Raw genomic sequence first — 22,025 nt, 5'->3', positions numbered from 1 at the left:
TCTGGCCGATCTTGCTAAAGGCCAGCCCCATGTCCACGACAAGCGCCACCATCCCACCCGGCCTCCTTCCCGAAGGACTCTCCGACCGCCTGCCGCCACAGGCCGAAGCCTCCGCGCGCCTCGCGCGCCGCGTGCTCGATACGGTGGCGTCGCACGGCTATGAGCGCGTCATGCCGCCGCTCGCCGAGTTTGAGGAAACGCTGGTCAGCCGCCTTAAATCCATGCGCGCGCAGGACCTCGTCCGTGCCGTCGACCCGGTGTCGCAGCGCAGCCTCGCACTACGCCCCGACATGACCGCCCAGGTCGGCCGCATCGCCGCCACTCGCCTCGCCAGCGCCCCGCGACCGCTCCGCTTGTCCTATGGCGGCCCCGTGATCCGACTGAAGGCCAACCAGCTCCGCCCCGAACGGGAACGGCTGCAAGTCGGCGCCGAACTCATCGGCAGCGATAGTGTCGCCGCCGCCGTCGAGATCGTCAACGTGGCGATCGAGGCGCTCCAGGCCGCAGGCGTCACCGGCATCACGATCGACTTCACCCTGCCGGACCTTATCGACAGCCTCGCCGCCGGTTCGCTCCCCCTCGCTCCCGAAGAGATCGAAGCCGTCCGCGCCGAACTCGACGCCAAGGACGCGGGCGCGCTCGCCGCGATCAGCCCGGCCGCTGCCGCCTACCTCCCGCTCATGGAAGCAACCGGCCCCTTCCACCCCGCGATGGAAAAGCTGGAGGCATTGAACGCCCAACTCGGCGGCGCCGTCGATAGCCGGATCGCAGGCCTGCGCGCCATCGCCAAGCCAATCGGCTGGGACATCACGTTGACCCTCGACCCCACCGAGCGCCACGGTTTTGAATATCAAAACTGGTTCGGCTTCTCGATCTTCGCGGAAGGCTTCATCGGAGAGATCGGCCGGGGCGGCAGCTACGCCATCACCCGCGCGGATGGCTCTGAAGAACCGGCAGTGGGCTTCTCGCTCTACCCCGATCCGCTCATCGATGCGGGCTTCGGCGCGGGCAGCCCCAAGCGCCTCTTCCTTCCCCTCCACCACGACCAAAGTCGCGCCGCGCAACTTCGCGGGGAAGGCTGGCAGACCGTCGCCGCACTCACGGCACAGGAAAATGGCGAGGCGCTGCGCTGCACCCATTGGCTGGACGGCGAGACCCCAAGCGCCTACTGACTTGACCCGAAGGTGACGCGCGGCTAACGCGCGCCCCGCATAGGGCGGAAACGCCCGCTTGATCCCACCGGCATGCCGAGTCCCGTCGAAGGGCATGGCCGGTCACCGTGGCGGGCGGAAGGACTTTATCCATGGCAAATGTGACCGTGATCGGCGCCCAATGGGGCGACGAAGGCAAGGGCAAGATCGTCGACTGGCTGTCGGAACGCGCCGACGTCGTCGCCCGCTTCCAGGGCGGCCACAACGCCGGCCACACGCTGGTCGTGGGCGAGAAGGTCTATAAGCTCTCGCTGCTCCCCTCCGGCATTGTGCGCGGCACCTTGAGCGTCATCGGCAATGGCGTCGTCCTCGACCCCTGGCACTTCCGCGATGAGGTCGCCAAGCTCAAGGGGCAGGGCGTCGAAATCACGCCCGAAAATCTCCAGATCGCCGAAACCTGCCCGCTGATCCTGCCCTTCCACCGCGACCTCGACGGTCTGCGCGAAGACGCGAGCGGCGCGGGCAAGATCGGCACCACCCGCCGCGGCATCGGCCCGGCCTATGAGGACAAGGTCGGCCGCCGCGCCATCCGCGTCTGCGACCTCGCCCATCTCGACGATCTAGGCCCGCAGCTCGATCGCCTGACCGCCCACCACGACGCCCTGCGCGCAGGCTTCAACGAGGAGCCGATCGACCGCGACGCGCTGATGGCGGAATTGCGTGACATCGCCAGCTTCATCCTCCCTTTCGTGAAGCCCGTCTGGCTGACGCTCAACAAGGCGAAGGCGGCGGGCCAGCGCATCCTGTTCGAAGGCGCGCAGGGCACCCTGCTCGACATCGACCACGGCACCTATCCCTTCGTCACCTCCTCCAACACCGTCGCGGGCACGGCGGCGAGCGGCACCGGCCTTGGCCCCAATGGCGCGGGCTTCGTGCTCGGCATCGTCAAGGCCTACACCACCCGCGTCGGCTCCGGCCCTTTCCCGACCGAGCTAGAGGACGAAACCGGCCAGCGCCTCGGCGAACGCGGCCATGAGTTCGGCACCGTCACCGGCCGCAAGCGCCGTTGCGGCTGGTTCGACGCCGTGCTTGTGCGCCAGTCGGTCGCGGTTTCGGGCGTCACCGGCATCGCGCTCACTAAGCTCGACGTGCTGGACGGCTTCGACACGCTGAAGATCTGCGTCGGCTACAAGATTGGCGACCAGAGCTTCGATTACCTCCCCGCCCATGCCCAGGACCAGGCCAAGGCCGAGCCGATCTACGAAGATATCGAAGGCTGGCAGGACACGACCGCCGGTGCCCGCAGCTGGGCCGACCTGCCCGCACAGGCGATCAAATATATCCGCCGCATCGAGGAACTGATCGGCTGCCCGGTCACGCTCGTCTCCACCAGCCCCGAGCGCGAGGACACCATCCTCGTGCGCGATCCCTTCGCGGATTGATCCGATGGCAGGCGATCGCTTCGAGCGGCACAAGCAACCCTGGACAGCGGACGAGCTGCAAAAGCTCCACACGCTGGCGAAAAAGGGCATGGCGCTGAAAGCGATCGCCAAGGCCCTGACCCGCAGCGAGGAATCGGTAAAAGCCCGCGCCAAGCAGGACGGGCTTTCCATCGCGAAGCTGCGCTGAGTCGCTGTTAAGGTGGTAATGCGACGCTCCCCTCCCGCAAGCGGGAGGGGCAGCGAGACTTGATGAGCGAAGCGAATTTAGTCGCAGCGGGGTGGGCAGTTGTTCCTGCGCCGCGCTAAGCCCGCCTAAAGCGGGCGTCTCGGGCCACTGTGTCGCGCCGATCCTGAGATGCTAGCTTCCGCTGGCATGACGATGAGATGATAGGGTGGACGTTCCCCTATGCCAATGCGACAATCCCCTGAACAGCAAGGGATTGCGCCATGCCACTCAACATCCTCGTCCTTTACGGCTCCTACCGCCGTGGCCGCATGGGCATCCGCCTCGCCGATTACCTGATCGACGGCTTTAAGCGGCTTGGCCACAAGGCGGAACTGATCGATGCCATGGCGATAAATCTGCCCATGCTCGACCAGCGTTACAGCGACTATCCCCCCGGTGAAGCACCCGCAGCCATAAGCGCGCTGGCTGACCGCCTCACTGCCGCCGATGCCTTCGTCTTTGTCGCAGGAGAATATAATCGCGGGGTCCAGCCGGGCCTCAAAAACCTCGTTGATCATTATCTGAAAGAATTCGACCGCCGCCCCGCTGCTATCGCCAGCTATTCGGCGGGCCGCTATGCCGGGGTCAACAGCCACGCCAACTGGACGGTCACCCTGTCCGCCATGGGCATGGCGGTCATCCCCGAACGCCTCAGCGTCGGCCAAATCGGCCAGACGCTCGATGAACAGGGTCAGCCGCAGGGCGACGGCGGCGCCGCGCTCGAACGTGGGTTCACCACTTTCGCCGGCAGTCTCATCTGGTGGGCGGAAGTGGCGAAGGCGGCGCGCTGACCTCCTCGGGAGGCTCGCTTGACGCGATAACCGTCGCCGCCACCAGATCGCCCGTAACGTTCAACGTCGTGCGGCACATGTCGAGGAAGCGGTCGACGCCCAGTACCAGACCGATCCCTTCGGGCGGTACGCCGACCATGCCCAGGATCAACGCGACCACCGGCAGAGAACCGGCCGGAACGCCCGCCGTCCCGACGCCGCCAAGAATGCACACCAGCATCACCATCAGCTGTTGCGTCCAATCCAGCTCGATGCCGAAGAACTGCGCCAGAAACAGGACAGTGATGCCTTCGAACATCGCGGTGCCGTTCTGGTTCGCGGTCGCCCCGATCGTCAGCACGAAACGGGCGATGCGTCCGGGCAGGTGCAACCGTTCCTCGGCCACGCGAATAGCGGTGGGCAATGTCGCGTTGGACGATGCGGTGGCGAAAGCCATCACCATCGCTTCCTGCGCGCCTGCGAAAAATGCGATCGGCGAACGCCGCGCGATGAACGCCAGCAGCAGCGAATAGACCACTACCATCTGCACCAACAGCGCCAGCAGCACGACCGCCACATAGGCCGACAGGCGTTCCAGCAATTCCCATCCGAACTGCGCGGCCAGGTTGAACATGAAGCAGGCGATGGCGATCGGCGCCAGCCGAATGACCAGCCCCATCAGCCGCATCGCGACCTGGAACAGCCCCTCCATCGCCGACAGCAGCAGCCGGGTCTGCTCCGTCTGCACCAGCATCAGGCCGATGCCGAAAAACAGGGCAAAGACCATGACGGCCAATATGTCGTTATTGGCCATCGCCTTGATGATGTTGTCCGGCACCATCGCGATCAGGGCGTCCATGCCCTGCGGCGCGTCGCCGCCCCGCGCCAATATCGCCCGTGCTCCCGAACCGGCCTGATCCAGCATCGCCTGCGCCTGCGCCGGATCGACTCCGTCTCCGGGGCGCAGCAGGTTGACGGCGACCAGGCTGATCGCGACCGCAATGCTCGACACCAGCAGCGTATAGATGAGGGTTTTCAACCCCACTCGCCGGAGCGCGCGCATTTCGCCCATTTCCGCAATGCCGATGATCAGCGCCGACACCAGCAGGGGGATTACCAGCATGAATAATAGCCGCAGGAAAACCTGCCCGACGGGGCCTGTGCCATAGGTCGTGACCTGATCGACCCAGGCCGCGTCCCGCGCGGTCGCGTGGACTATCAGGCCCAGAATCAAGCCCACGAGGAAGCCCGCCAGCATCTGCCATTGCAGCGACAAGGCCGTCTTGCCGAGCCGGGTCATGATGTGCTTGCCGGTATGCGCATCTCCCTCAAACCGTTAAGCGTGCGTAATGTTGCAGCGCGAGCGGATTATGGCGGCGGTCAGCGTCTGCGATCCTCCTCCACCATGTCCGCCGCCAATTCCAGCCCCGCGCGGCCATGCGCGGGTGTATGTGCTGGCGCCTTGGGGTGTGGCACATAATCGGGCTCCTCGACCTCCAGCATGCCTTCCCATTTGGTGATGACCGACGTGGCGATGGCGTTGCCCAGCACGTTGGTGGCGGTGCGGCCCATGTCCATGAAATGGTCGACCGCCAGGATGAATGCGATGCCCTCGACCGGCAGGTCGAACTGCCCCAGCGTCGCCGCAACGACGACGAGAGAGGCGCGCGGCACGGCGGCGATGCCCTTGCTCGTCACCATCAGGACAAGCAATATGGTGATCTGCGTCGCGATCGGCAGGTCGATGCCATAGGCCTGCGCGATGAAGATCGTTGCGAAGGTCGAATACATCATCGACCCGTCCAGATTGAACGAATAGCCAAGCGGCAGCACGAAGCTGTAGATGCGCCGGGGCACGCCGAACCGATCGAGCTGCTCCAGCATCTTGGGGTAAGCGGCCTCCGACGATGCTGTGGAAAAGGCGATCAGCAACGGCTCGCGCACATATCTGAGCAGCTTGATCATCCGCCGCCCCAGGAAGATCGCACCCGCGCCACAGAGCAGCAGCCATAGCGCGAGGAGCGACAGATAGAATTCGCCGACCAGCTCGCCAAAGGTCTTGAGGACACCCAGCCCCTCTGTCGTGATCGCCGATGCCAGCGCCCCGAACACGGCAAGGGGGGCAACACGCATCACATAGCCCGTCACCTGCAGCATCAATTCGACCATCGCCTCGATCACGGTGACGATCGGCTTGCCCTTCTCGCCAATGGCGGTCAGCGCGACGCCCACGAACAGCGAAAAGACGACGATCTGAAGGATCGAATTTTCCGCCATCGCGCCCACCATGGAGGTGGGGAAGACGTGCAGGACGAAATCCCTGAAATTGAGCGCTTCAGTATTCACGCCGGAGTCCGCGCCCGACCGGACCAGATTCAATCCGTCACCGGGCGCGAAGAAATTGACGAAGATAAGGCCCAGCGTCAGCGAGATCAGGCTGGCGACGATGAACCAGGCCAGCGCCCGCCCGCCGATCCGCCCTAACGCCGCGCTGTCCCCCATATGCGCGATCCCCGCGACCAGCGTGGAAAAAACCAGCGGTGCAATGATCATCTTGATGAGGTGCAGGAAGATGTCGGCCAGCAGGTGGAAATATCCTGCCACATCCTTGGCAAGGGCCTTGTCGGATCCGACCCACAAATTGGCCGCAAAGCCGGTGAGAACGCCCAGGATCATGCCAGCAAGGATGAAGGCCGTCAGTCGATTCCGCATGCAACCCCTCTTTGCTGTGCTGGCCGCACATCTATCAGGCGCTTCGGTAGCCGCCTATCACAAATCCTCCCTGCGCCGGAGGCGTGGGGAGGGGGACCGCCGCGCAGCGGTGGTGGAGGGGAAATGAGCTGACGGTGCGCATTTCCCCTCCACCAGCCTTCGGCTGGTCCCCCTCCCCATCTCCCGATGGGGGGGATTCTCAGGGATAAAGCAGCCCCTCGCGCCAACCATCGCCATCCCGCTCGAACAGCCGCCGTTCATGCAGCCGATGCTCACGGTCCTGCCAGAATTCGATCCTCTGCGGCACGACGCGAAATCCCGACCAGTGCGGCGGGCGAGGCACCTGTCCGCCCTCGAACCGTGCGACGGCGTCGGCGTAACGGCTCATGAAAACATCCCGGGACGGCAGGGGCCGCGACTGGTCGGATGCCCATGCGCCCAGCTGGCTGTCGCGGCTGCGCGTCGCGAAATAGGCGTCGGCGGTCGCTTCATCGACCGTCTCGACCGGCCCTTCGATGCGAATCTGGCGCCGCAGCGATTTCCAGTGAAACAGCAGTGCGGCATGCGGATTGGCGAGCAAATCCTCGGCCTTCCGCCCCTCGAAGTTGGTATAGAAAATAAAGCCGTCCGGCCCATGCCCTTTCAGCAGCACCATTCGCACCGACGGCCGCCCGCGCGCGTCGGCGGTTGCCAGCGCCATCGCGTTGCTGTCGTTGATCTCGGCGTCGCGCGCTTCGCCATACCATTGGTCGAACAGGGGGAAGGGGTTGGTCATGCTGCTGATCTACGGCTGGTTTCCGTTCATGTCGATGCCCGCGCCGCTTGAACGATCGTGACTATTTCGCCACATAAGGTGCAAATCAGCTTTCACGAACAAGGATAGACACTCGGCAATGGCGGATCCCTACTCCATACTGGGCGTCGCGCGCGGCGCGAGCGAGGCAGAGATCAAGTCGGCCTACCGCAAGCTCGCCAAGGAGCTTCACCCCGACCGGAATCAGGATAATCCGAAAGCAGCCGAGCGCTTCTCGGCGGTTTCCAGCGCCTATGAGCTGCTGTCGGACAAGGATAAGCGCGCGCGTTTCGACCGGGGAGAGATTGACGGCGACGGCAATCCTACCGCCCCCTTCGGATTTGGCGGCGCTGGCGGCGGCGGCTTTCGCGGGCGTCCGGGTGGCGGCGGCGGCTTTGAATTCAACGAAGGCGCCGATTTCGGCGATATCTTCGAAGGATTGTTCAGCGGCGGCGGCGCCCGGCGCGGAGGCGGTGGTTTCGGCGGCTTCGGCCGTGGAGCCCCGCCGCAGAAGGGCGCCAATGTGTCCTACCGTCTCGCCGTTGCGTTCGTCGATGCGGCCACCCTCGCGCCGCAGCGCATCACCTTGCAGGACGGCAAGAGCATCGACCTAAAGCTCCCCCCTGGCGTCGAAACCGGCACGCAGATGCGGCTGTCGGGGAAGGGGCAGGCAGGGCCAGCCGGGGCAGGGGATGCGATCGTCACCATTGAGGTGAAACCGCACCCATTTTTCACCCGCGACGGTGACAATGTGCTGCTCGACCTCCCCATCACCCTCGACGAGGCGGTGAAGGGCGGCAAGGTAAAGGTGCCCACCGTCGATGGCCCGGTGATGCTCGGCGTCCCCGCCGGGACCACATCGGGCAAGACGCTGCGCCTGCGCGGCAAGGGCTTCACGCACAAGGCGGGAGAACGGGGCGATCAGCTCGTCCGGCTGCTCCTCGACATTCCCGGCGACGATCCGGCGATCAAGTCGCTGGTGGAAAGCTGGCAGGACAGTCGGGCCGTTCGCGCCCATCTGGGCGTCTAGGACGTTAGGAGGGCATGCCGCAGCCTTCACCCTATTCACCCGAATCCCGCCGCAAACGGATCGCGGACGACGCTCGTGCGCACCTCAACCGCAGCATAGCCCGCGTTCGACCCGGTAGTCACGCCTTCGAAATCATGAAGCGTGTGGCTGTCGGCACCTATAGCGATGGCTTCATCCACGCGGGAAACCTCGCCTATCTTTCGCTGATGACGCTCTTCCCCTTCTTCATCGTGGCGGCGGCGGTGGCCAGCATCTTTGGCCGGTCGCAGGATGGGCTGGCGGCGGTGGGCGCCTTCCTCGAAACCGTGCCGCCGGGCGTCGCCAGCGTGGTGAAGCAGCCCATCATCGATGTCCTCACCGCGCGCACCGGCCCGCTGCTTTGGCTCGGCGGCCTCGTGGGCCTCTGGACCGTAGGCAGCCTCATCGAAACCATCCGCGACATCCTCCGCCGCGCCTATGGCACCAAAAGCACGCGGCCCTTCTGGCACTACCGCCTGACCGCCATCGGCATCACGTTGGTCAGCGTGTTCGCCGTGATGTTCGCTTTTTCCCTCCAGGTCGTCATAACGGGCATCGACCAGTTCCTGCACCAGCTGCTGCCCTTCGCCGACCAGGCGATGCAGATCGTCACCCTGACGCGCGCGCTGCCGATGCTGATCCTCTGCGTCGCCCTTTATTATCTCTATTTCTCGCTGACACCCAGCGCCTACAAGGACAGCCGCTTTCCCAAATGGCCCGGCGCGGTCGCCACGTCCCTTTGGTGGTATGGCGTCACCATGCTGCTGCCACCCACGCTCTCGCTGCTTGGCGGCTATGATCGCACCTATGGCAGTTTGGCGGGCGTCATGATCACGCTCATTTTTTTCTTCCTCGTCGGGCTCGGCGTGGTAATTGGCGCGGAACTCAATGCGGCGCTTGCCGAATTTCCCGAAGAGGAAGTCGAGCGTGGCATGGAGGATCGTAAAGGGAACGGGACGGTAGAATGACGGGCTTGATGGCGGGAAAACGGGGTCTCATCATGGGCCTGGCGAATGACAAGTCGCTCGCATGGGGCATTTCCAAGGCATTGCGCGCACAAGGGGCAGAACTCGCCTTCTCCTATCAGGGTGAGGCGCTCGCCAAGCGCGTGCGCCCGCTTGCCGAGGAACTGGGATCGGACTTCCTGCTCGATTGCGACGTGTCCGACATGGAAAAGCTCGACGCGGCCTTCGACGAAGTGAAAGCACGCTGGGGCAAGCTCGATTTCGTGGTCCACGCGATCGGCTTTTCCGACAAGAATGAGCTGCGCGGCAAATATGTCGATACCAGCCTCGAAAACTTCCTGATGACGATGAACATCTCGGCCTACAGCTTCGTCGCCGTCGCCAAGCGCGCCCGCGCGCTGATGGCTGAGGGCGGCAGCCTGCTGACCCTATCCTATTATGGCGCCGAAAAGGTCATCCCCCATTACAACGTCATGGGCGTGGCCAAGGCCGCTTTGGAAACCAGCGTCAAATATCTGGCGATGGACTTGGGGCCTGAAAATATCCGCGTCAACGCCATCTCGGCAGGCCCCATCAAGACGCTGGCGGCGAGCGGCATCGGCGACTTCCGCTACATCATGAAGTGGAATGAGCTGAACAGCCCGCTTCGCCGCAACGTGACGATCGAAGATGTCGGCGGCGCTGCCCTCTATCTCCTGTCGGATCTGGCATCGGGCGTCACCGGCGAAGTCCATCATGTCGATGCGGGCTACAATGTCATCGGCATGAAGGCCGAAGACGCCCCCGACATCGCGCTCGACAAGGGCTGATCCGGGCTAGGAACGGAACATGAGCTTCAACACCTTCGGCCGCGTATTTCGCTTCACCACCTGGGGCGAAAGCCATGGTCCGGCCATCGGCGCGGTCGTCGATGGCTGCCCTCCCGGCCTGCCGATCAGCGAAGCCGACATCCAGCCTTTCCTGGACAAGCGAAAGCCCGGCACATCGAAATTCACGACCCAACGCCGCGAACCGGATGAGGTCCGCATCCTGTCGGGCGTGTTCGAAGGCAAGACCACCGGCACCCCGATCAGCCTGATGATCGAGAATACCGATCAGCGGTCCAAGGATTATTCCGACGTCGCCAAGGCCTATCGGCCGGGCCACGCCGACTACGCCTATGACGCCAAATACGGCTTTCGCGACTATCGCGGCGGTGGCCGTTCGTCGGCGCGCGAAACTGCCAGCCGCGTGGCTGCGGGCGCGGTTGCACGCCTCGTCCTGCCGGAAGTCGATATCTTCGCCTATGTCAGTGAGATAGGCGGCGATGCGATCAACTATGCGCGCTTTGATGCGGCAGAGATCGACAACAATCCCTTCTTCTGCCCCGACCCTGAAGCCGCCAAGCGCTGGGAGCAGCTGGTCGATAGCGCGCGCAAGGACGGTTCGTCCCTCGGCGCCGTGGTTGAGTGCGTCGCGTCCGGGGTGCCTGCCGGTTGGGGCGCGCCGCTCTATGCCAAGCTCGACAGCGAACTCGCCGCCGCGATGATGAGCATCAACGCGGTCAAGGGCGTGGAAATCGGCGACGGTTTCGCCGCCGCTCGCCTGCGTGGCGAGGAAAATGCCGATCCCATGCGGCCCGGCGAAGCAGGGCCGACCTTTCTTGCCAATCACGCAGGGGGCATCGCAGGCGGCATCTCCACCGGCCAGCCTGTAAAGCTGCGCGTCGCCTTCAAACCGACCAGTTCGATCCTGATCCCGGTCGAAACCGTCACGCGCGAAGGCGATGCATCGGACATCATCACCAAGGGCCGCCACGATCCCTGCGTCGGCATTCGCGGCGTTCCCGTGGTCGAAGCGATGATGGCCTTGGTCCTTGCCGACCAGAAATTGCTCCACCGCGCCCAATGCGGCGGCGAATAACGGGCCGAAACGAGCCGATCAGCCGGTAAATGCGCGATTTGGGCGAGACGACTCGCCCAATCTAGGTTAGTATCCACCCCATAGATCGCCCGCGGGAGGGCGAGCGGCAGTGCGTAAGCCTGGGGAGCGTCATTCCTCATCGGCCTTCGGGCCTAAATTGGATTGACGGTCAAAACGTCCCCTCAAGCCGCGAACACGGGCCAGCCATTTCATATGGCTGGCCCATTTCGTTTCCCCACCCACGTCATGCCAGCGCAAGCTGGCATCTCAGGCCCCTGCATCGAACGCCAGATCACTCTCCCCCTCGACGCACATCCAGACCAATGTCTCCTCGCTGGCCCTATCGCCCGGCGTGACCGCGCGTCATCATCGGCCTCACCAGCCAGCGGAAACCCAATCCATGACCAGCCTTCCCTTCACTCAGGTTGACGCATTCGCCGACGCGCCCTTCACCGGAAATCCAGCCGCCGTGATACCGCTCGGCCGCTGGCTTGACGATGCGACCCTCCAAGCGATCGCGGCTGAAAACAACCTGTCGGAAACCGCCTTCACCGTCCCCGCCCCCGATGATCCCGACGCCGATTATGCGCTGCGCTGGTTCACGCCGACGGTTGAGGTGAAGCTGTGCGGCCATGCCACGCTCGCCAGCGGCCATGTGCTGATGGGCGGCCGCACCGCGCTGCGCTTCCGCACCCGTGACGCGGGCGTGCTGATGGTTATGCGTGACCGGGATGGCTACGCCCTTTCGCTTCCCGCATGGCATATGGAACCGCGCGCGCTGCCCGATCTTGCGGCCGGGCTCGGTGGGGAGCCGCTTGAGTCCCATTGGCGCGACGGCGGATACAGCCTGTTCCTCTTCCCTGACGCCGCCGCCGTTCGCGCGCTCCGGCCTGACTTTGCGGCATTGCGAGCGCTCGGCGACATCATGCTGATAGCCACGGCGCCCGGCGAAGACAGCGACATCCTCAGCCGCGTCTTCGTGCCCGGCGGCGGCGTGGACGAGGACCCGGTGACAGGCTCCGCTCATTGCCTGCTCACCCCCTTCTGGGCGTCCCGGCTCGACAGGGTAAAGCTCAGCGCCGTGCAGGCATCTGCGCGCGGCGGTCGCCTCGGCTGCCGTCTGGACGGCGATCGGGTCATCCTGACCGGCGCCTGCCGCACGGTGATAGAGGGGCAGTTCCTGCTTTAGGCTGTAGTGACATTTTAGGGATTCACGCGAGCGTAGATTTCTTCTGTGGTTGCCGCCCGTGGCGCAAGAAGTTTCTGATCCGATGCGCGAGTGATCGAGTGCGGTCTTCTGTAAGGCCTTTGAGATGCGGCATTCAGAAGCCGCTGGCCGGTATGGTGATCTGCGGATCAGGTCCAAAACTGATTCTCGAGCTCGAGGACTCATAGAAATCAACTGGTTTTCCGGATCCAGATCTGTTCGATCATTTTGCCCATTCGGGTCGTCGCCTTCTTTCACCTCCCGTTATCCGACATGACGGATTTGTGACATGTGGGTCACGCCGCCACCTATGCCGGAACTCGATAATCCTCATTCTTCGTCAGCATGGCCCAGATTGTGCGTGCCATCTTGTTGGCCAAAGCGATCGCTACGATCATCCTGGGTTTGCGCATGGATATGCGCGCCAGCCAGGAACCTTCAGGAATCGATTTGCGGCCCATCCAGTTCAGGCGCGACATCGCCCCGATAATCAGCAGCTTGCGGATGTCGGATTGTCCGGCCTTGGAAATGCGTCCGAGCCGCTCCTTGCCGCCGGATGAGAACTGACGTGGGACGAGGCCGAGCCAAGCCGCGAAGTCGCGACCGCACCGGAAGTTTTCCATAGGCGGAGCAAAGGCCTCGACAGCCAGGGCGGTCAAAGGTCCTACGCCGGGGATTGTCTGCAAGCGCCGCGCGGTGTCGGCTTGCGCCGCCAACGCTTTGATCTTGCCAGTGCGGACATTGATCCGGACCGTCTTCTCGGCAATCTGCTCCAGCAAATCCCGGCATTCCTCGCGCATCAAATTGGGCAAGTCGCTGTTCGGTGCGTCTAGGATCTCTTCGATCCGCTTGATCTGGTGAATCCCCTGAGGAACGACATGGCCATACTCATAGAGGTAAGCCCGGAGGGCGTTGACCAGTTCGGTCCGCTGGTGGACGAGCCGCTCTCGAGCCCGAAACAAAATAGCTCGGCTCTGCTGCTCAACAGATTTTGGTTCGACAAAGCGCATTTCGGGCCGCTGGGCCGCTATTACAATCGCCTCCGCATCTGCCGCATCATTCTTCTGCCGCTTTACAAACGGCCGCACATAATGAGGCGCAATCAGCTTCACGTCATGACCAAGCTTGGTCACTTCACGGGCCCAATAATGCGCGCTGCCGCAGGCTTCCATCACGACCACCGCTGGAGGCTGCCCTGCAATGAATTTGTAAAAGCCTTGCCGCGATAGCTTCTTACGGAACTGCATCTGCCCCGTCATCGACGCGCCGTGCAACTGAAAGACGCTCTTTGCCAAATCCACCCCGATCATCGTATCCTTTGTCACGGTTGCCGTCCTTTCCGCTCAGTGGCCTCAACACCACATCTTGGCACATTGCGATGCCGTCTGGGGAGGGCGGCAACCACCCCATCTGATTCAACACTGGCTTTTGGAGGCTGGTGTGGAAGGCGAGGTTTTACGGGACGATCAGTGGGAGCGACTGCGCGAGTTTGTGCCGGGCGGACGAAAGGGCAAGCGTGGTCCACGCAGCGATGGCCGCCGGTTTCTTGATGCGCTGCTGTGGCTGGCGCGTTCGGGCGGACGCTGGCGTGATTTGCCCGAGCGTTTTGGCCCCTATCAGACGGCTAAGCGGCCCATATTACCTCTATGGACGGCTCTCCCTTTGCAAGCGGCATTGAAACGTTCTGCGTGGATCAGTTGCAAACATCTATCCGGCGTCAGCTGGTTTCCCAGAGCGCCCAAATGGGGAATCCGCACACGCGCACCTCTACAGCTGGTAGGCCTCACAGGCCTCGATAATAGTCAGGTTCGTCGCGCGTCGGCTCGATCAGTGCAGTCCATTTCTCCGTCTACTCGCAAACTGGTTCCGATCTTCAGGCGGCGGCGCGGTAGTGATCGCCCGTTCGAAGCACGGCCCAGATTATCCGTGCGTTCTTGTTGGCGATGGCAACCGTCGCGCGGTTGAAGCCGCGTCGCTCCCGAAGCTGGTTGGCCCATTGGCTCATGGGATCGTTCTTGTTGGTTGCCGTTCTCACGACGGCGCGAGCGCCATGCACCAACAAGCTGCGCAGATGCTGGCTGCCTCGCTTGGAGATGCCCATGAGTACGGCCTTGTCGCCGCTCGAAAACTGGCGCGGTACCAATCCCAGCCAGGCTGCCATGTGGCGCCCATTTCTGAAGTCCGAAGCGTCGCCGACTGCCGCCACGATGGCTGTCGCCGTTTTGGGTCCAACGCCTTTGATTCTGGCGACGCGCTGACAGGGCTCACTCGCCTTGAAGACCGCTTCGATTTTCTTGTCGAAATGTTCGATGCGGCGATCGAGATCGCAGAAGAAATCCCAGAGCTCGGCAATGGTCTCGCGCGCCATAGTCGAAAGACCGGATTCGGCACGCGCCAGGATTTCCGGGATCATGCGTCTCGCCCGGGTGATCGACTTGGCAAAGGCAATGCCGCGATCAAGCAACAGTCCGCGCATCTGGCTGACCAGGGCGGTTCGATGATTGACTAGGCGCTGGCGGGCGCGGTGGAGCGCCTGGATATCCTGCTGTTCCACGCTCTTTTTGGGCACCAGCGGGATGTGGGGTTGGCGCACGGCCGTGCAGATCGCCTCGGCATCGTTGCCATCGTTCTTCTGCCTGCGGACGAACGGCTTCACATATTGCGGGCTGACGATCTTTACCCTGTGGCCAAGTGCTTCAAACTGGCGCGCCCAGCAAAAGGCACCCGTGCAGGCCTCGATGGCGATCGTGCATGGCTCGATACCGGCGAGCACAGATAATAGCTGATCGCGCATGACCCTGCGTTTGAAAACCGCATTGCCTTTGCGATCCACGCCATGAAGCTGAAACACGTTCTTCGCCAGGTCGATACCGAGGACATCAATGGTCATCACTTCTCTCCTTGCACGTCCGGTCGCACAACGTTGCTCCGGAGTGGGAGAGCCGTCCATCCCATTAGGTGGGTCGAGCAAGGGGTGATTGACCGGATATTCGCGGCGGTATCGGACGATCCCGACATCGAATGGCTTGCGATCGACGCCACCGTGATCCGCGCCCAGGCTCAAGCGGCCGGAGCGCGGGTAAAAAGGGGGGCGTTCAAGCCCAGGCTCTCGGCCGCTCCCGAGGCGGGTTCGGCACTAAAATCCACGCCGTAGTCGATGCCCTTGGTCTGCCGGTGCGCTTCATGCTCGGTCCCGGACAACAGAACGACATGGCGCCTGCTTGCGACCTGATCCGAGGACTGCCCGCAAAGCAGGTTCTTGCCGATCGCGCCTATGATGCCGATAGCCTGTGCGATCTGATCCGTGCCCAAGGCGGTGAGGCCGTCATCCCGCCACGCCGCCATCGCAGCATCCGCCGACCATATGATGTCATCGCCTACAAACAGCGATGGGGCATCGAAGGCTTCTTCGCTCGCCTCAAGCAATGGCGCCGCATCCCTACCCGCTACGACAAAATCGCCGCCAACTTCCTCGGCTTCATCAAGCTCGCAAGCATCATGCTATGGCTCAAATGATTAAATCGTCACTACAGCCTAGTGCTTCGTGCTCTAAATCGGCTCCATCTACTAATGCCGTTCGCCCTGAGCTTGTCGAAGGGCCTTCCTTCTTTTTAGGAAGAGGAAGGCTTCGACAAGCTCAGCCCGAACGGGCTTGGGTGATTCAGATTAAAGGCACGATGCTCTAGGCGAGCGATATCAGCTTTGCAGTGACCGGGCCGGTCAGACCTCAAGCCTCGTCGCCGAGCATCCCGATGATCGGGAAGATATGCCGGACCTTGCTGCGGTGAATGGACGCGGTCACCCGGTCCTTATACTGGGTCAGGCCGATCAGGTTGCGGTCCCGCGCGCTCAGCCTGCCGATCGTCCAAAGCGACCGTTCCTCTTCGTCGCGCAGTTGCACGATTACGTCGGTATCGATGGACGCGGGCTTGATCCTGTCCAATATCACCCGCTCGCCTGCCCGGAACCTCGGCTCCATCGCTTCGCTGGGGATGTAGATCGCGAAATAGCGGCTGGCGTCGGCACGGCCGAATGGCGCGGGGATAAAGGCGGCCGGCTGGGTGAAGTCGCCCTCCCACATCTCCAGGTCGTTGGCCAGCGATATGCTGTCCTCGTCTGGGAACAGCAGCGACGCGGCATAGACCGGGATGGTCCTTTCACTCGGCATAGCAAAGGGCAGGGGCCGCTCCTTCACCAGATGGGTGGGAGCCGGTGAAGGGGTGGCGGTGATCCCCCTTGCCTCGCACATGGCGAATGGCTCAGGAAATGCTTGCTTGAGCTTGGATATGCTCCGGGCCGAAAGGGAATAGCCGACCGAAGGTGTCGGATAAATCCGGGTCAGCGTCGATGGGGCCAGCCCTGATCGGCGCGCTACTTCCGTCGCCGAAAGGCCGGTTTCCTCAATCAGGCAGCTGATTAGCCCCCGCGCTTTCTGCTGATCCCACTCATAATCAAAAGACATGTTTTTCTGCGCCTGTTCTTGGCACAACCGTGCGACCACCTGGAGAAACGACGATCGCAAATCTTGCGTCGCCTCTTGTTTATCGTCGTTTCTAGAAGCGTTCACACCACTGCCGCAAACCTGCCAAGTGCATATTGAACAACCATACAATTTGCGCACTCGAAAATCCAGAATTTTCATAAAAACGGCTGAAATGCAGCTGAAATTCCGTCAAATCTCGCAGCAATGTGCGCACATGAATGCGTCGCCGCAAAAAGCGATTGCGAACCAATGCGATTGCGCATAGGAGATTTGCGCAAGTTGCGCACACGCACGTGAAGTGCGTCTAGCAATGTGCAGGGGGTGAAGGGGATTTCACCGCGCATATTAGATGCGGCAGGTCGGGTGGTGTCGTCCCGGCCCGGATGTCCCCTTGCGCCGTCTGGCTTTGCGGCTTTGCACGATGACTAGGGGAATAAAGAATGAGAAATAACTCGAAACTGCATCGGATGCTGCTCTTGTCAGCCTCGATGCCGGCGATGGCGCTCCTCGCCAACGCCAGTGGAGCCTCAGCCGCTCCCGCAACTGTGAACGTGCCCACCGGCGCGGGTACAAGCGCCGCGGTGAACGCCAGCATCGATGCCGCGATCACCACTCCTGCAAACCCTGACCTTACGGTAATGATTGCCTCCGGTGCGGACATCAGCGGCGGCAGCGTCGGCTATGATTTCGTCGCGGGCGGCTATGCGGCTGGCGAGGGCGATGGCGCTGTTTCACTGACCAACGATGGTCGGGTCACCGGCATCGCCTTTGGCGGCGTCGGCAGCACGGCCGCCGCGAACAACTTCACCGCCACCAACAATGGCGAAGTCACGGGCGGCATCAGCACAACGGACTTCGGCGGCACGGCTTCGGTCACCAATAACGGTTCGGTGGGCGGCAGCGTCTTCGGCTCCGCCTATGGTGATGTTGCGCTCGTCAACGGTCCCGCAGGCGAAGTCGGCGGCAGCCTGATCGGCTCAGCCCTTGACGCCGCGAACGTCTCCGTCACCAACGCCGGTTCCGTCGATGGCGACCTTGTCGGCACGGCAACGTCCGGCTCCGTCACCCTGGCCAATAGCGGCTCGGTCGGCGGCAGCGCCTTGGCCTCGACCACCGATGGCGCCATCTCGATCACCAATGCGGCCGCTGGCCGTATCAGCGGCGACGTCGATGCCGATTCGGACACCGGCGCGATCACCATCGCAAACAATGGCCAGGTCCTCGGCCAGACCGCTGCGGCGAGCGGCAGCACGGTATCGACCAGCACTGGTCCCACGGTCACCGTATCGGGGACGACCACGACCACGCAGTCGAGCAGCTCGAGCGAAACCGTCGGCGGAGACGTCACCGGCACCTATGCGGGCATCAACGGCTCGCTGAACTTCGGCACCGGCAATGACGGCAGCGTCAGCCAGTTCTCCGCCGCCAACAGCACTGCGACCGTCAGCGGCAGCGTATATGGCAATGTGTCGTCCACCGCGCAGGGCGTATCGCAAGCCGATGCAAGCACGGATGTTGCAACCGACTCGCGTGATGGCGCGGGCACCGGCACGGTCGTCGCCACCAGCGTCGATACGATCGATGTCGCGTCCACCGGCGGCACCAGCACTGTCAACGTCAGCGGAACGGTTGCCCCCGGCGATTCCGGCCTCAATGGCGATGTGTTCTCCTCCGGTAACGCAGGCAGCGCGGTCAACGTCAACGGCGGCCAGATCTCCGGCAACGTCAGCTCGACGAGCCAGGGTTTCGCCATCAATGTGACGACGAACTCGGAAAGCACCGACACCTATGACGCTGGCGTCCTGCAGGGAACCGTCTCGTCCAACAACCAGCAGTTCACCCAGAGCCAGACCGGCGGCGCAGCTTCGGTCGCACTTCAGGGCGCTGCGAATGTAGGCGGCAACGTCAACGTTGCAGGCACCGCTTCGGCCTCCGCCGACATCGGCGCGGATGCAGCAGTGGGCGGCAACGTGTCTGTCAGCACCACGCAGGTCGGCCCGTTCGCCTTCACGCCCGCTGACGTGGCATTCGCCAGCTCCGCAACGCGTACGGTTGACGCCGCTGGAGATGGCACGGCTGTTGTCACCTCGTCCTCGACCCAAGCCGCTCCGGCTGTTGCTGGCAACGCCACGCTCAACAATGCCGGACGCATCGACGGCGACGGCAGCGTCACCTCGGCCTTCGGCAACGCCAGCGCCAACATCACCGGCTCGGTCGGCGGATCGGTCTTCGCCTCGTCGGGCACCGACCTGTTCAACAGCGAGAGCGTTGACAATTACAGCGTCACCGGCGGCATCGACACGCTGACGACCAGCACGCAAACCAACAGCTTCACCTCCGCAGGTGGTCAGGCTTCGGTTGTCGTGGACGCTCCGTCGCAGCAGGGCGTGCCCAGCGTAGCAGGCAGCGTCTTCGCTTCCGGCGTAGGCGGTGCGTCGATCACCATCGGCGAAGGCAGCGTCATCGGCGATGCCAACTTCGGCACCGGCGGCAACCTGTTCGCGGGCAGCCTTGGCTTCGACAGCAGCGAAGAAACCGTCACCACCTATGCGGCCGACGGCTTCACCCCCGTCAGCGTCGTGACGACGCTCACCGGTCAGCCTGTCGGCGGCGCGGCTTCGGTCACGAACAACGGCACTGTCCTTGGCGATGTCGAAGTTGAAGGCCTGGCCTCTGCCTCGCTCGTCAACAACGGTTCGCTCGGCACCCTGTCCGCAGGCAATGTCTTCAGCGTCTCGGCGCTGGATGCAGGCGGCACCGCGACGATCACCGATACCAACCCGACCAATGCCGGCACCCGCACGATCGCGGCAAGCGTCACCGCGGCGCCGGTTGGCGGCAACGCCAGCTTCACCAACAACGGCATCGCTTTCGGCGACGTCGAGCTGGAAGGTGTCACCGGCGCAGTCACGAACAACGGCATCCTGACGGGCAACACGACGCTCGGCGGATCGGTGTTCAGCGGCACGGCCACTGTCGATGCGACGGTCAACACGACCGCCGTCATCGTCACGGCTGCTCCGGCCGCGCAGACCTACACGGTCGATCAGAACGGCATCTCGCGCGGTTTCACCGTGACGGGTGCGGTATCGACGCAGGCCGAAGTAGCCTCCGAACTGGCTTCGCTGGTTTCCGGATCGGGCGTCCCGCTGAACGCATCGCAGGTTGATCCTGCCGCGTTCAACCTCAGCGTGGGTGGCGAAGCTGCCGTCAAGACAGCCGACATCAAGGCGACGATCAACCTCAACAACGGGTCGATCACGCTCGGCGACATCGACGCACAGCGCGACGATAGCGGTGCCTATCTGACCGACACGACCGTCAATCTGAACGGCGGCGGTTTCCTGGGCGCCAGCGAGCTCAAGATTGCCGGATCGACCGCAACGTCGAACTTCACGCCGGTCGCGACCCTGCCGGAAGAAGCGGAAGGGTTGTTCAACCCGACGGCGGTTCGCGTGCTGGGCGTCAACACCGTCAACAAGACGGGCGCTGGCACCTTCGTGGTGACGGGCGACGAATATGTTCCGGCTGAAGGCTCCTCGCCTGCAAACTGGACAATGGATGTCGGCAACCTCAACGTGCAGGCTGGCGAACTCCAACTGGACGTGGCCGACGACGCGGTCTTCGGGATCAAGGGCAACATCAACAATGATGCGACCCTCGTCCTCGGCCGCCGCGCGCCCACCTTCATCCGGTCGGTCGGCAACAGCATCGTCACGCCGGGTCCTGAAGCCATTAAGGGCATCGAAGTCTATCAGCAGGGCAACTACACCCAGACTGCCAACGGCACGACGGTTGTGGGCGTCAACCCCTCGCTGGTCCGCTTCGGCAGCCTGAACGTCAACGATGGCGGTTCGGCTCCGGAAATCCTGGGTCCGATCACCGGCGGCGTCGGCATTCCCTACTTCACCACTCCCGAAAATGCCGGTGTCTTCTCGACCCCGTCATCCGTCACGGTGGATGGGAACCTGAACTTGGGCGGCAAGGTCGCGGTGACCGTGTCGAAGGACAGCCTCTATTCCACGGGCGACGGCTACACGCTGTTCACCTACACCGGAACGGGCGATGTCACGGCAACTGCAACGCCTTCGCTTAGCTCGCAGTTCGTCACCTTCGGCCTGAAGCATGACACGACCGCCAAGACCGTGTCGATCGAAGCAACCCGCAGCAGCTATGCTGTCGGCGCGACCAACCGCAACGCGGCTGCTGCGGCTGTGGGTCTGGACAGCGCTCTGGCTGACGTCATCGCTCGGGTGAAGACGGACGCTGCTGGTGGCAATGGCTTTGCTTCGGTCACGGAGATCGCCAACGCTCAGGACATCGCCAACATCGCGGCCGGTCTCGACTGGCGCCTGAACAGCGCACAAGCAGCGCAGGTCTTCAACGAGCTTTCCTCGGCGGAGATCTACGGTTCGCTTGCTGCGGTGGATCAGAACGCGGTCTTCAACACCACGGTCAACCGTCTGGCGGCTCGTCGCGGCTATGGAGAGACTCTGGGTACCCGGCTCTGGTTCAACCCCTCGGCTAACTTCGCCAAGACGGGCGGCACCCGCTCGGGCGCGTCGAAGATCAAGACCAACAGCTATGGTGGCGCCTTCGGTATCGACGTCGCTTACCAGGAAGACGGCGCCTTCGGCATCGGCTTCGGCTATGGTCAGCATGACGTGTCGGCCAAGGGTTCGCCGGAAGAAGCGCAGGTCCGTACCTACACCATCGGTGCCTACGCGACCCAGGGCTTCGGTCCTTTCTACGGCAGCTTCCAGTTTGCCTACGGCTTCTCGAAGTTTGAAGTCGAACGCGACCTGACCCTGCTTGCCCGCACGATTGAAGGCAACTTCAAGGGTTCTCAGTGGGATGCCAGCCTGGAACTGGGCTATGACTTCGCGGCCGGTAACGGTCTCGTCGTAACGCCCTTCGGTAAGCTGGCCCTTCGCCGCTGGTCGATGAACGGCTTCACCGAAAAGGGTGGCGCAGGCATCGGTCTCAACGTCGATGACGCGTCGAAGTCGGTCTTCTCGCCGGTCATCGGTGTGAAGGCAGGCGCTCTGCTGGGTGATGTCGATGGTGTGGCTTACCGCCCCTATGCCAAGGTGCAGTACAGCTTCCAGGGCAACATCGGCAGCGATCGCACCGTCCAATATGTGGGCGGCGGCAATGCCTTCAACCTGAAGGGTGTCGATCCCGATGGTCATGGCCTGATCGAACTGGGCATCGACACTTCGGTGAACAAGCGCGTCAACCTGTTCCTGTCCGGCGGCTACGGCTTCGGTGGGCACAACAGCCTGGCTCAGGTCCGCGGCGGCATCAGCTTCGGTTTCTGATCCAA

The 22,025-nt window shown here is 63.1% G+C and carries 16 protein-coding genes and 2 pseudogenes; 12 read left to right on the top strand and 6 right to left on the bottom strand.

The window, feature by feature from the left end:
- Positions 1–29 precede the first annotated feature (29 nt).
- The 4 genes from ACZ5TB_RS10430 to ACZ5TB_RS10415 all read left to right on the top strand — a co-directional run bounded on the left by ACZ5TB_RS10430 (position 30) and on the right by ACZ5TB_RS10415 (position 3,610).
- The gene (locus ACZ5TB_RS10430) at positions 30–1,172 is read left to right on the top strand and encodes an ATP phosphoribosyltransferase regulatory subunit (RefSeq protein WP_464791183.1); all 1,143 of its coding nucleotides are present in this window, start codon (positions 30–32) and stop codon (positions 1,170–1,172) included.
- 131 nt (positions 1,173–1,303) lie between these two features.
- Positions 1,304–2,593, top strand: coding sequence for an adenylosuccinate synthase (locus ACZ5TB_RS10425; protein WP_464791182.1), 1,290 nt, complete (start codon positions 1,304–1,306; stop codon positions 2,591–2,593).
- Positions 2,594–2,597: 4 nt separating this feature from the next.
- Complete coding sequence (locus ACZ5TB_RS10420; protein ID WP_021245469.1) at positions 2,598–2,780, top strand: hypothetical protein; 183 nt, start codon at positions 2,598–2,600, stop codon at positions 2,778–2,780.
- A gap of 260 nt (positions 2,781–3,040) precedes the next feature.
- A complete protein-coding gene (locus ACZ5TB_RS10415; RefSeq protein ID WP_464791181.1) occupies positions 3,041–3,610 on the top strand; it encodes an NADPH-dependent FMN reductase in 570 nt (189 codons plus the stop codon).
- Here the strand turns inward: ACZ5TB_RS10415 and ACZ5TB_RS10410 are convergent.
- The 3 genes from ACZ5TB_RS10410 to pdxH all read right to left on the bottom strand — a co-directional run bounded on the left by ACZ5TB_RS10410 (position 3,573) and on the right by pdxH (position 7,076).
- Positions 3,573–4,889 (bottom strand): dicarboxylate/amino acid:cation symporter, encoded by a 1,317-nt coding sequence (locus tag ACZ5TB_RS10410; RefSeq protein ID WP_464791180.1) that lies wholly within the window; start codon positions 4,887–4,889, stop codon positions 3,573–3,575. The two genes, ACZ5TB_RS10415 and ACZ5TB_RS10410, sit on opposite strands and share 38 nt — an antisense overlap.
- An 80-nt stretch (positions 4,890–4,969) precedes the next feature.
- Positions 4,970–6,301 carry a dicarboxylate/amino acid:cation symporter gene (locus ACZ5TB_RS10405; RefSeq protein ID WP_464791179.1) on the bottom strand — a complete coding sequence of 444 codons (1,332 nt, stop codon included), beginning with the start codon at positions 6,299–6,301 and terminating at the stop codon, positions 4,970–4,972.
- Positions 6,302–6,500: 199 nt separating this feature from the next.
- On the bottom strand, positions 6,501–7,076 hold the full coding sequence (gene pdxH / locus ACZ5TB_RS10400) for a pyridoxamine 5'-phosphate oxidase (RefSeq protein WP_464791178.1): 576 nt from the start codon (positions 7,074–7,076) through the stop codon (positions 6,501–6,503).
- Between the two features lie 118 nt (positions 7,077–7,194).
- Between pdxH and ACZ5TB_RS10395 the strand changes: the two genes are divergently transcribed.
- The 5 genes from ACZ5TB_RS10395 (at position 7,195) to ACZ5TB_RS10375 (ending at position 12,198) form a co-directional block, all read left to right on the top strand.
- Positions 7,195–8,124 (top strand): DnaJ C-terminal domain-containing protein, encoded by a 930-nt coding sequence (locus tag ACZ5TB_RS10395; RefSeq protein WP_464791177.1) that lies wholly within the window; start codon positions 7,195–7,197, stop codon positions 8,122–8,124.
- A gap of 14 nt (positions 8,125–8,138) precedes the next feature.
- The gene (locus ACZ5TB_RS10390) at positions 8,139–9,110 is read left to right on the top strand and encodes a YihY/virulence factor BrkB family protein (RefSeq protein WP_464791176.1); all 972 of its coding nucleotides are present in this window, start codon (positions 8,139–8,141) and stop codon (positions 9,108–9,110) included.
- On the top strand, positions 9,107–9,916 hold the full coding sequence (fabI, locus tag ACZ5TB_RS10385) for an enoyl-ACP reductase FabI (protein ID WP_464791175.1): 810 nt from the start codon (positions 9,107–9,109) through the stop codon (positions 9,914–9,916). The genes ACZ5TB_RS10390 and fabI overlap by 4 nt, the downstream gene beginning before the upstream one ends.
- A 19-nt stretch (positions 9,917–9,935) precedes the next feature.
- Positions 9,936–11,009 (top strand): chorismate synthase, encoded by a 1,074-nt coding sequence (aroC, locus tag ACZ5TB_RS10380; protein ID WP_464791174.1) that lies wholly within the window; start codon positions 9,936–9,938, stop codon positions 11,007–11,009.
- Between the two features lie 400 nt (positions 11,010–11,409).
- Positions 11,410–12,198, top strand: a complete 789-nt coding sequence (locus ACZ5TB_RS10375) for a PhzF family phenazine biosynthesis protein (protein WP_464791173.1) — start codon at positions 11,410–11,412, stop codon at positions 12,196–12,198.
- Between the two features lie 326 nt (positions 12,199–12,524).
- On the opposite strand, the gene ACZ5TB_RS10370 is transcribed toward ACZ5TB_RS10375, so the two are convergent.
- Positions 12,525–13,541: an IS110 family RNA-guided transposase gene (locus ACZ5TB_RS10370; RefSeq protein WP_464791172.1), complete on the bottom strand. Its 1,017-nt coding sequence runs from the start codon at positions 13,539–13,541 to the stop codon at positions 12,525–12,527.
- Between the two features lie 115 nt (positions 13,542–13,656).
- On the opposite strand from ACZ5TB_RS10370, the pseudogene ACZ5TB_RS10365 reads away from it, so the two are divergent.
- Positions 13,657–13,848, top strand: a pseudogene (locus ACZ5TB_RS10365) (transposase); the annotation flags it as partial.
- Between the two features lie 241 nt (positions 13,849–14,089).
- Here ACZ5TB_RS10365 and ACZ5TB_RS10360 read toward each other — a convergent pair.
- The gene (locus ACZ5TB_RS10360; protein WP_464792501.1) at positions 14,090–15,106 is read right to left on the bottom strand and encodes an IS110 family RNA-guided transposase; all 1,017 of its coding nucleotides are present in this window, start codon (positions 15,104–15,106) and stop codon (positions 14,090–14,092) included.
- Positions 15,107–15,172: 66 nt separating this feature from the next.
- Between ACZ5TB_RS10360 and ACZ5TB_RS10355 the strand changes: the two are divergent.
- Positions 15,173–15,732 (top strand): annotated as a pseudogene (locus tag ACZ5TB_RS10355) (IS5 family transposase); the annotation flags it as partial.
- 211 nt (positions 15,733–15,943) lie between these two features.
- Here the strand turns inward: ACZ5TB_RS10355 and ACZ5TB_RS10350 are convergent.
- A complete protein-coding gene (locus tag ACZ5TB_RS10350) occupies positions 15,944–16,678 on the bottom strand; it encodes a hypothetical protein (protein ID WP_464791171.1) in 735 nt (244 codons plus the stop codon).
- A 509-nt stretch (positions 16,679–17,187) separates the two neighbouring features.
- On the opposite strand from ACZ5TB_RS10350, the gene ACZ5TB_RS10345 reads away from it, so the two are divergent.
- On the top strand, positions 17,188–22,020 hold the full coding sequence (locus tag ACZ5TB_RS10345) for an autotransporter domain-containing protein (RefSeq protein ID WP_464791170.1): 4,833 nt from the start codon (positions 17,188–17,190) through the stop codon (positions 22,018–22,020).
- Positions 22,021–22,025 lie beyond the last annotated feature (5 nt).

The sequence above is a fragment of the Sphingobium sp. TomTYG74 genome, assembly GCF_055393875.1.
The sequence above is the reverse complement of the archived record's forward strand: the minus strand, read 5'-3'. Positions and strand labels throughout refer to the sequence as shown.

What these genes read in the sequence shown, in the direction of transcription:
- ACZ5TB_RS10430 (WP_464791183.1), top strand. Translation starts at nt 30, where the DNA reads ATGTCCACGACAAGCGCCACCATCCCACCCGGCCTCCTTCCCGAAGGA.
- ACZ5TB_RS10425 (WP_464791182.1), top strand. Translation starts at nt 1,304, where the DNA reads ATGGCAAATGTGACCGTGATCGGCGCCCAATGGGGCGACGAAGGCAAG.
- ACZ5TB_RS10420 (WP_021245469.1), top strand. Translation starts at nt 2,598, where the DNA reads ATGGCAGGCGATCGCTTCGAGCGGCACAAGCAACCCTGGACAGCGGAC.
- ACZ5TB_RS10415 (WP_464791181.1), top strand. Translation starts at nt 3,041, where the DNA reads ATGCCACTCAACATCCTCGTCCTTTACGGCTCCTACCGCCGTGGCCGC.
- ACZ5TB_RS10410 (WP_464791180.1), bottom strand. Translation starts at nt 4,889, where the DNA reads ATGACCCGGCTCGGCAAGACGGCCTTGTCGCTGCAATGGCAGATGCTG.
- ACZ5TB_RS10405 (WP_464791179.1), bottom strand. Translation starts at nt 6,301, where the DNA reads ATGCGGAATCGACTGACGGCCTTCATCCTTGCTGGCATGATCCTGGGC.
- pdxH (WP_464791178.1), bottom strand. Translation starts at nt 7,076, where the DNA reads ATGACCAACCCCTTCCCCCTGTTCGACCAATGGTATGGCGAAGCGCGC.
- ACZ5TB_RS10395 (WP_464791177.1), top strand. Translation starts at nt 7,195, where the DNA reads ATGGCGGATCCCTACTCCATACTGGGCGTCGCGCGCGGCGCGAGCGAG.
- ACZ5TB_RS10390 (WP_464791176.1), top strand. Translation starts at nt 8,139, where the DNA reads ATGCCGCAGCCTTCACCCTATTCACCCGAATCCCGCCGCAAACGGATC.
- fabI (WP_464791175.1), top strand. Translation starts at nt 9,107, where the DNA reads ATGACGGGCTTGATGGCGGGAAAACGGGGTCTCATCATGGGCCTGGCG.
- aroC (WP_464791174.1), top strand. Translation starts at nt 9,936, where the DNA reads ATGAGCTTCAACACCTTCGGCCGCGTATTTCGCTTCACCACCTGGGGC.
- ACZ5TB_RS10375 (WP_464791173.1), top strand. Translation starts at nt 11,410, where the DNA reads ATGACCAGCCTTCCCTTCACTCAGGTTGACGCATTCGCCGACGCGCCC.
- ACZ5TB_RS10360 (WP_464792501.1), bottom strand. Translation starts at nt 15,106, where the DNA reads ATGACCATTGATGTCCTCGGTATCGACCTGGCGAAGAACGTGTTTCAG.
- ACZ5TB_RS10350 (WP_464791171.1), bottom strand. Translation starts at nt 16,678, where the DNA reads ATGTCTTTTGATTATGAGTGGGATCAGCAGAAAGCGCGGGGGCTAATC.
- ACZ5TB_RS10345 (WP_464791170.1), top strand. Translation starts at nt 17,188, where the DNA reads ATGCCGGCGATGGCGCTCCTCGCCAACGCCAGTGGAGCCTCAGCCGCT.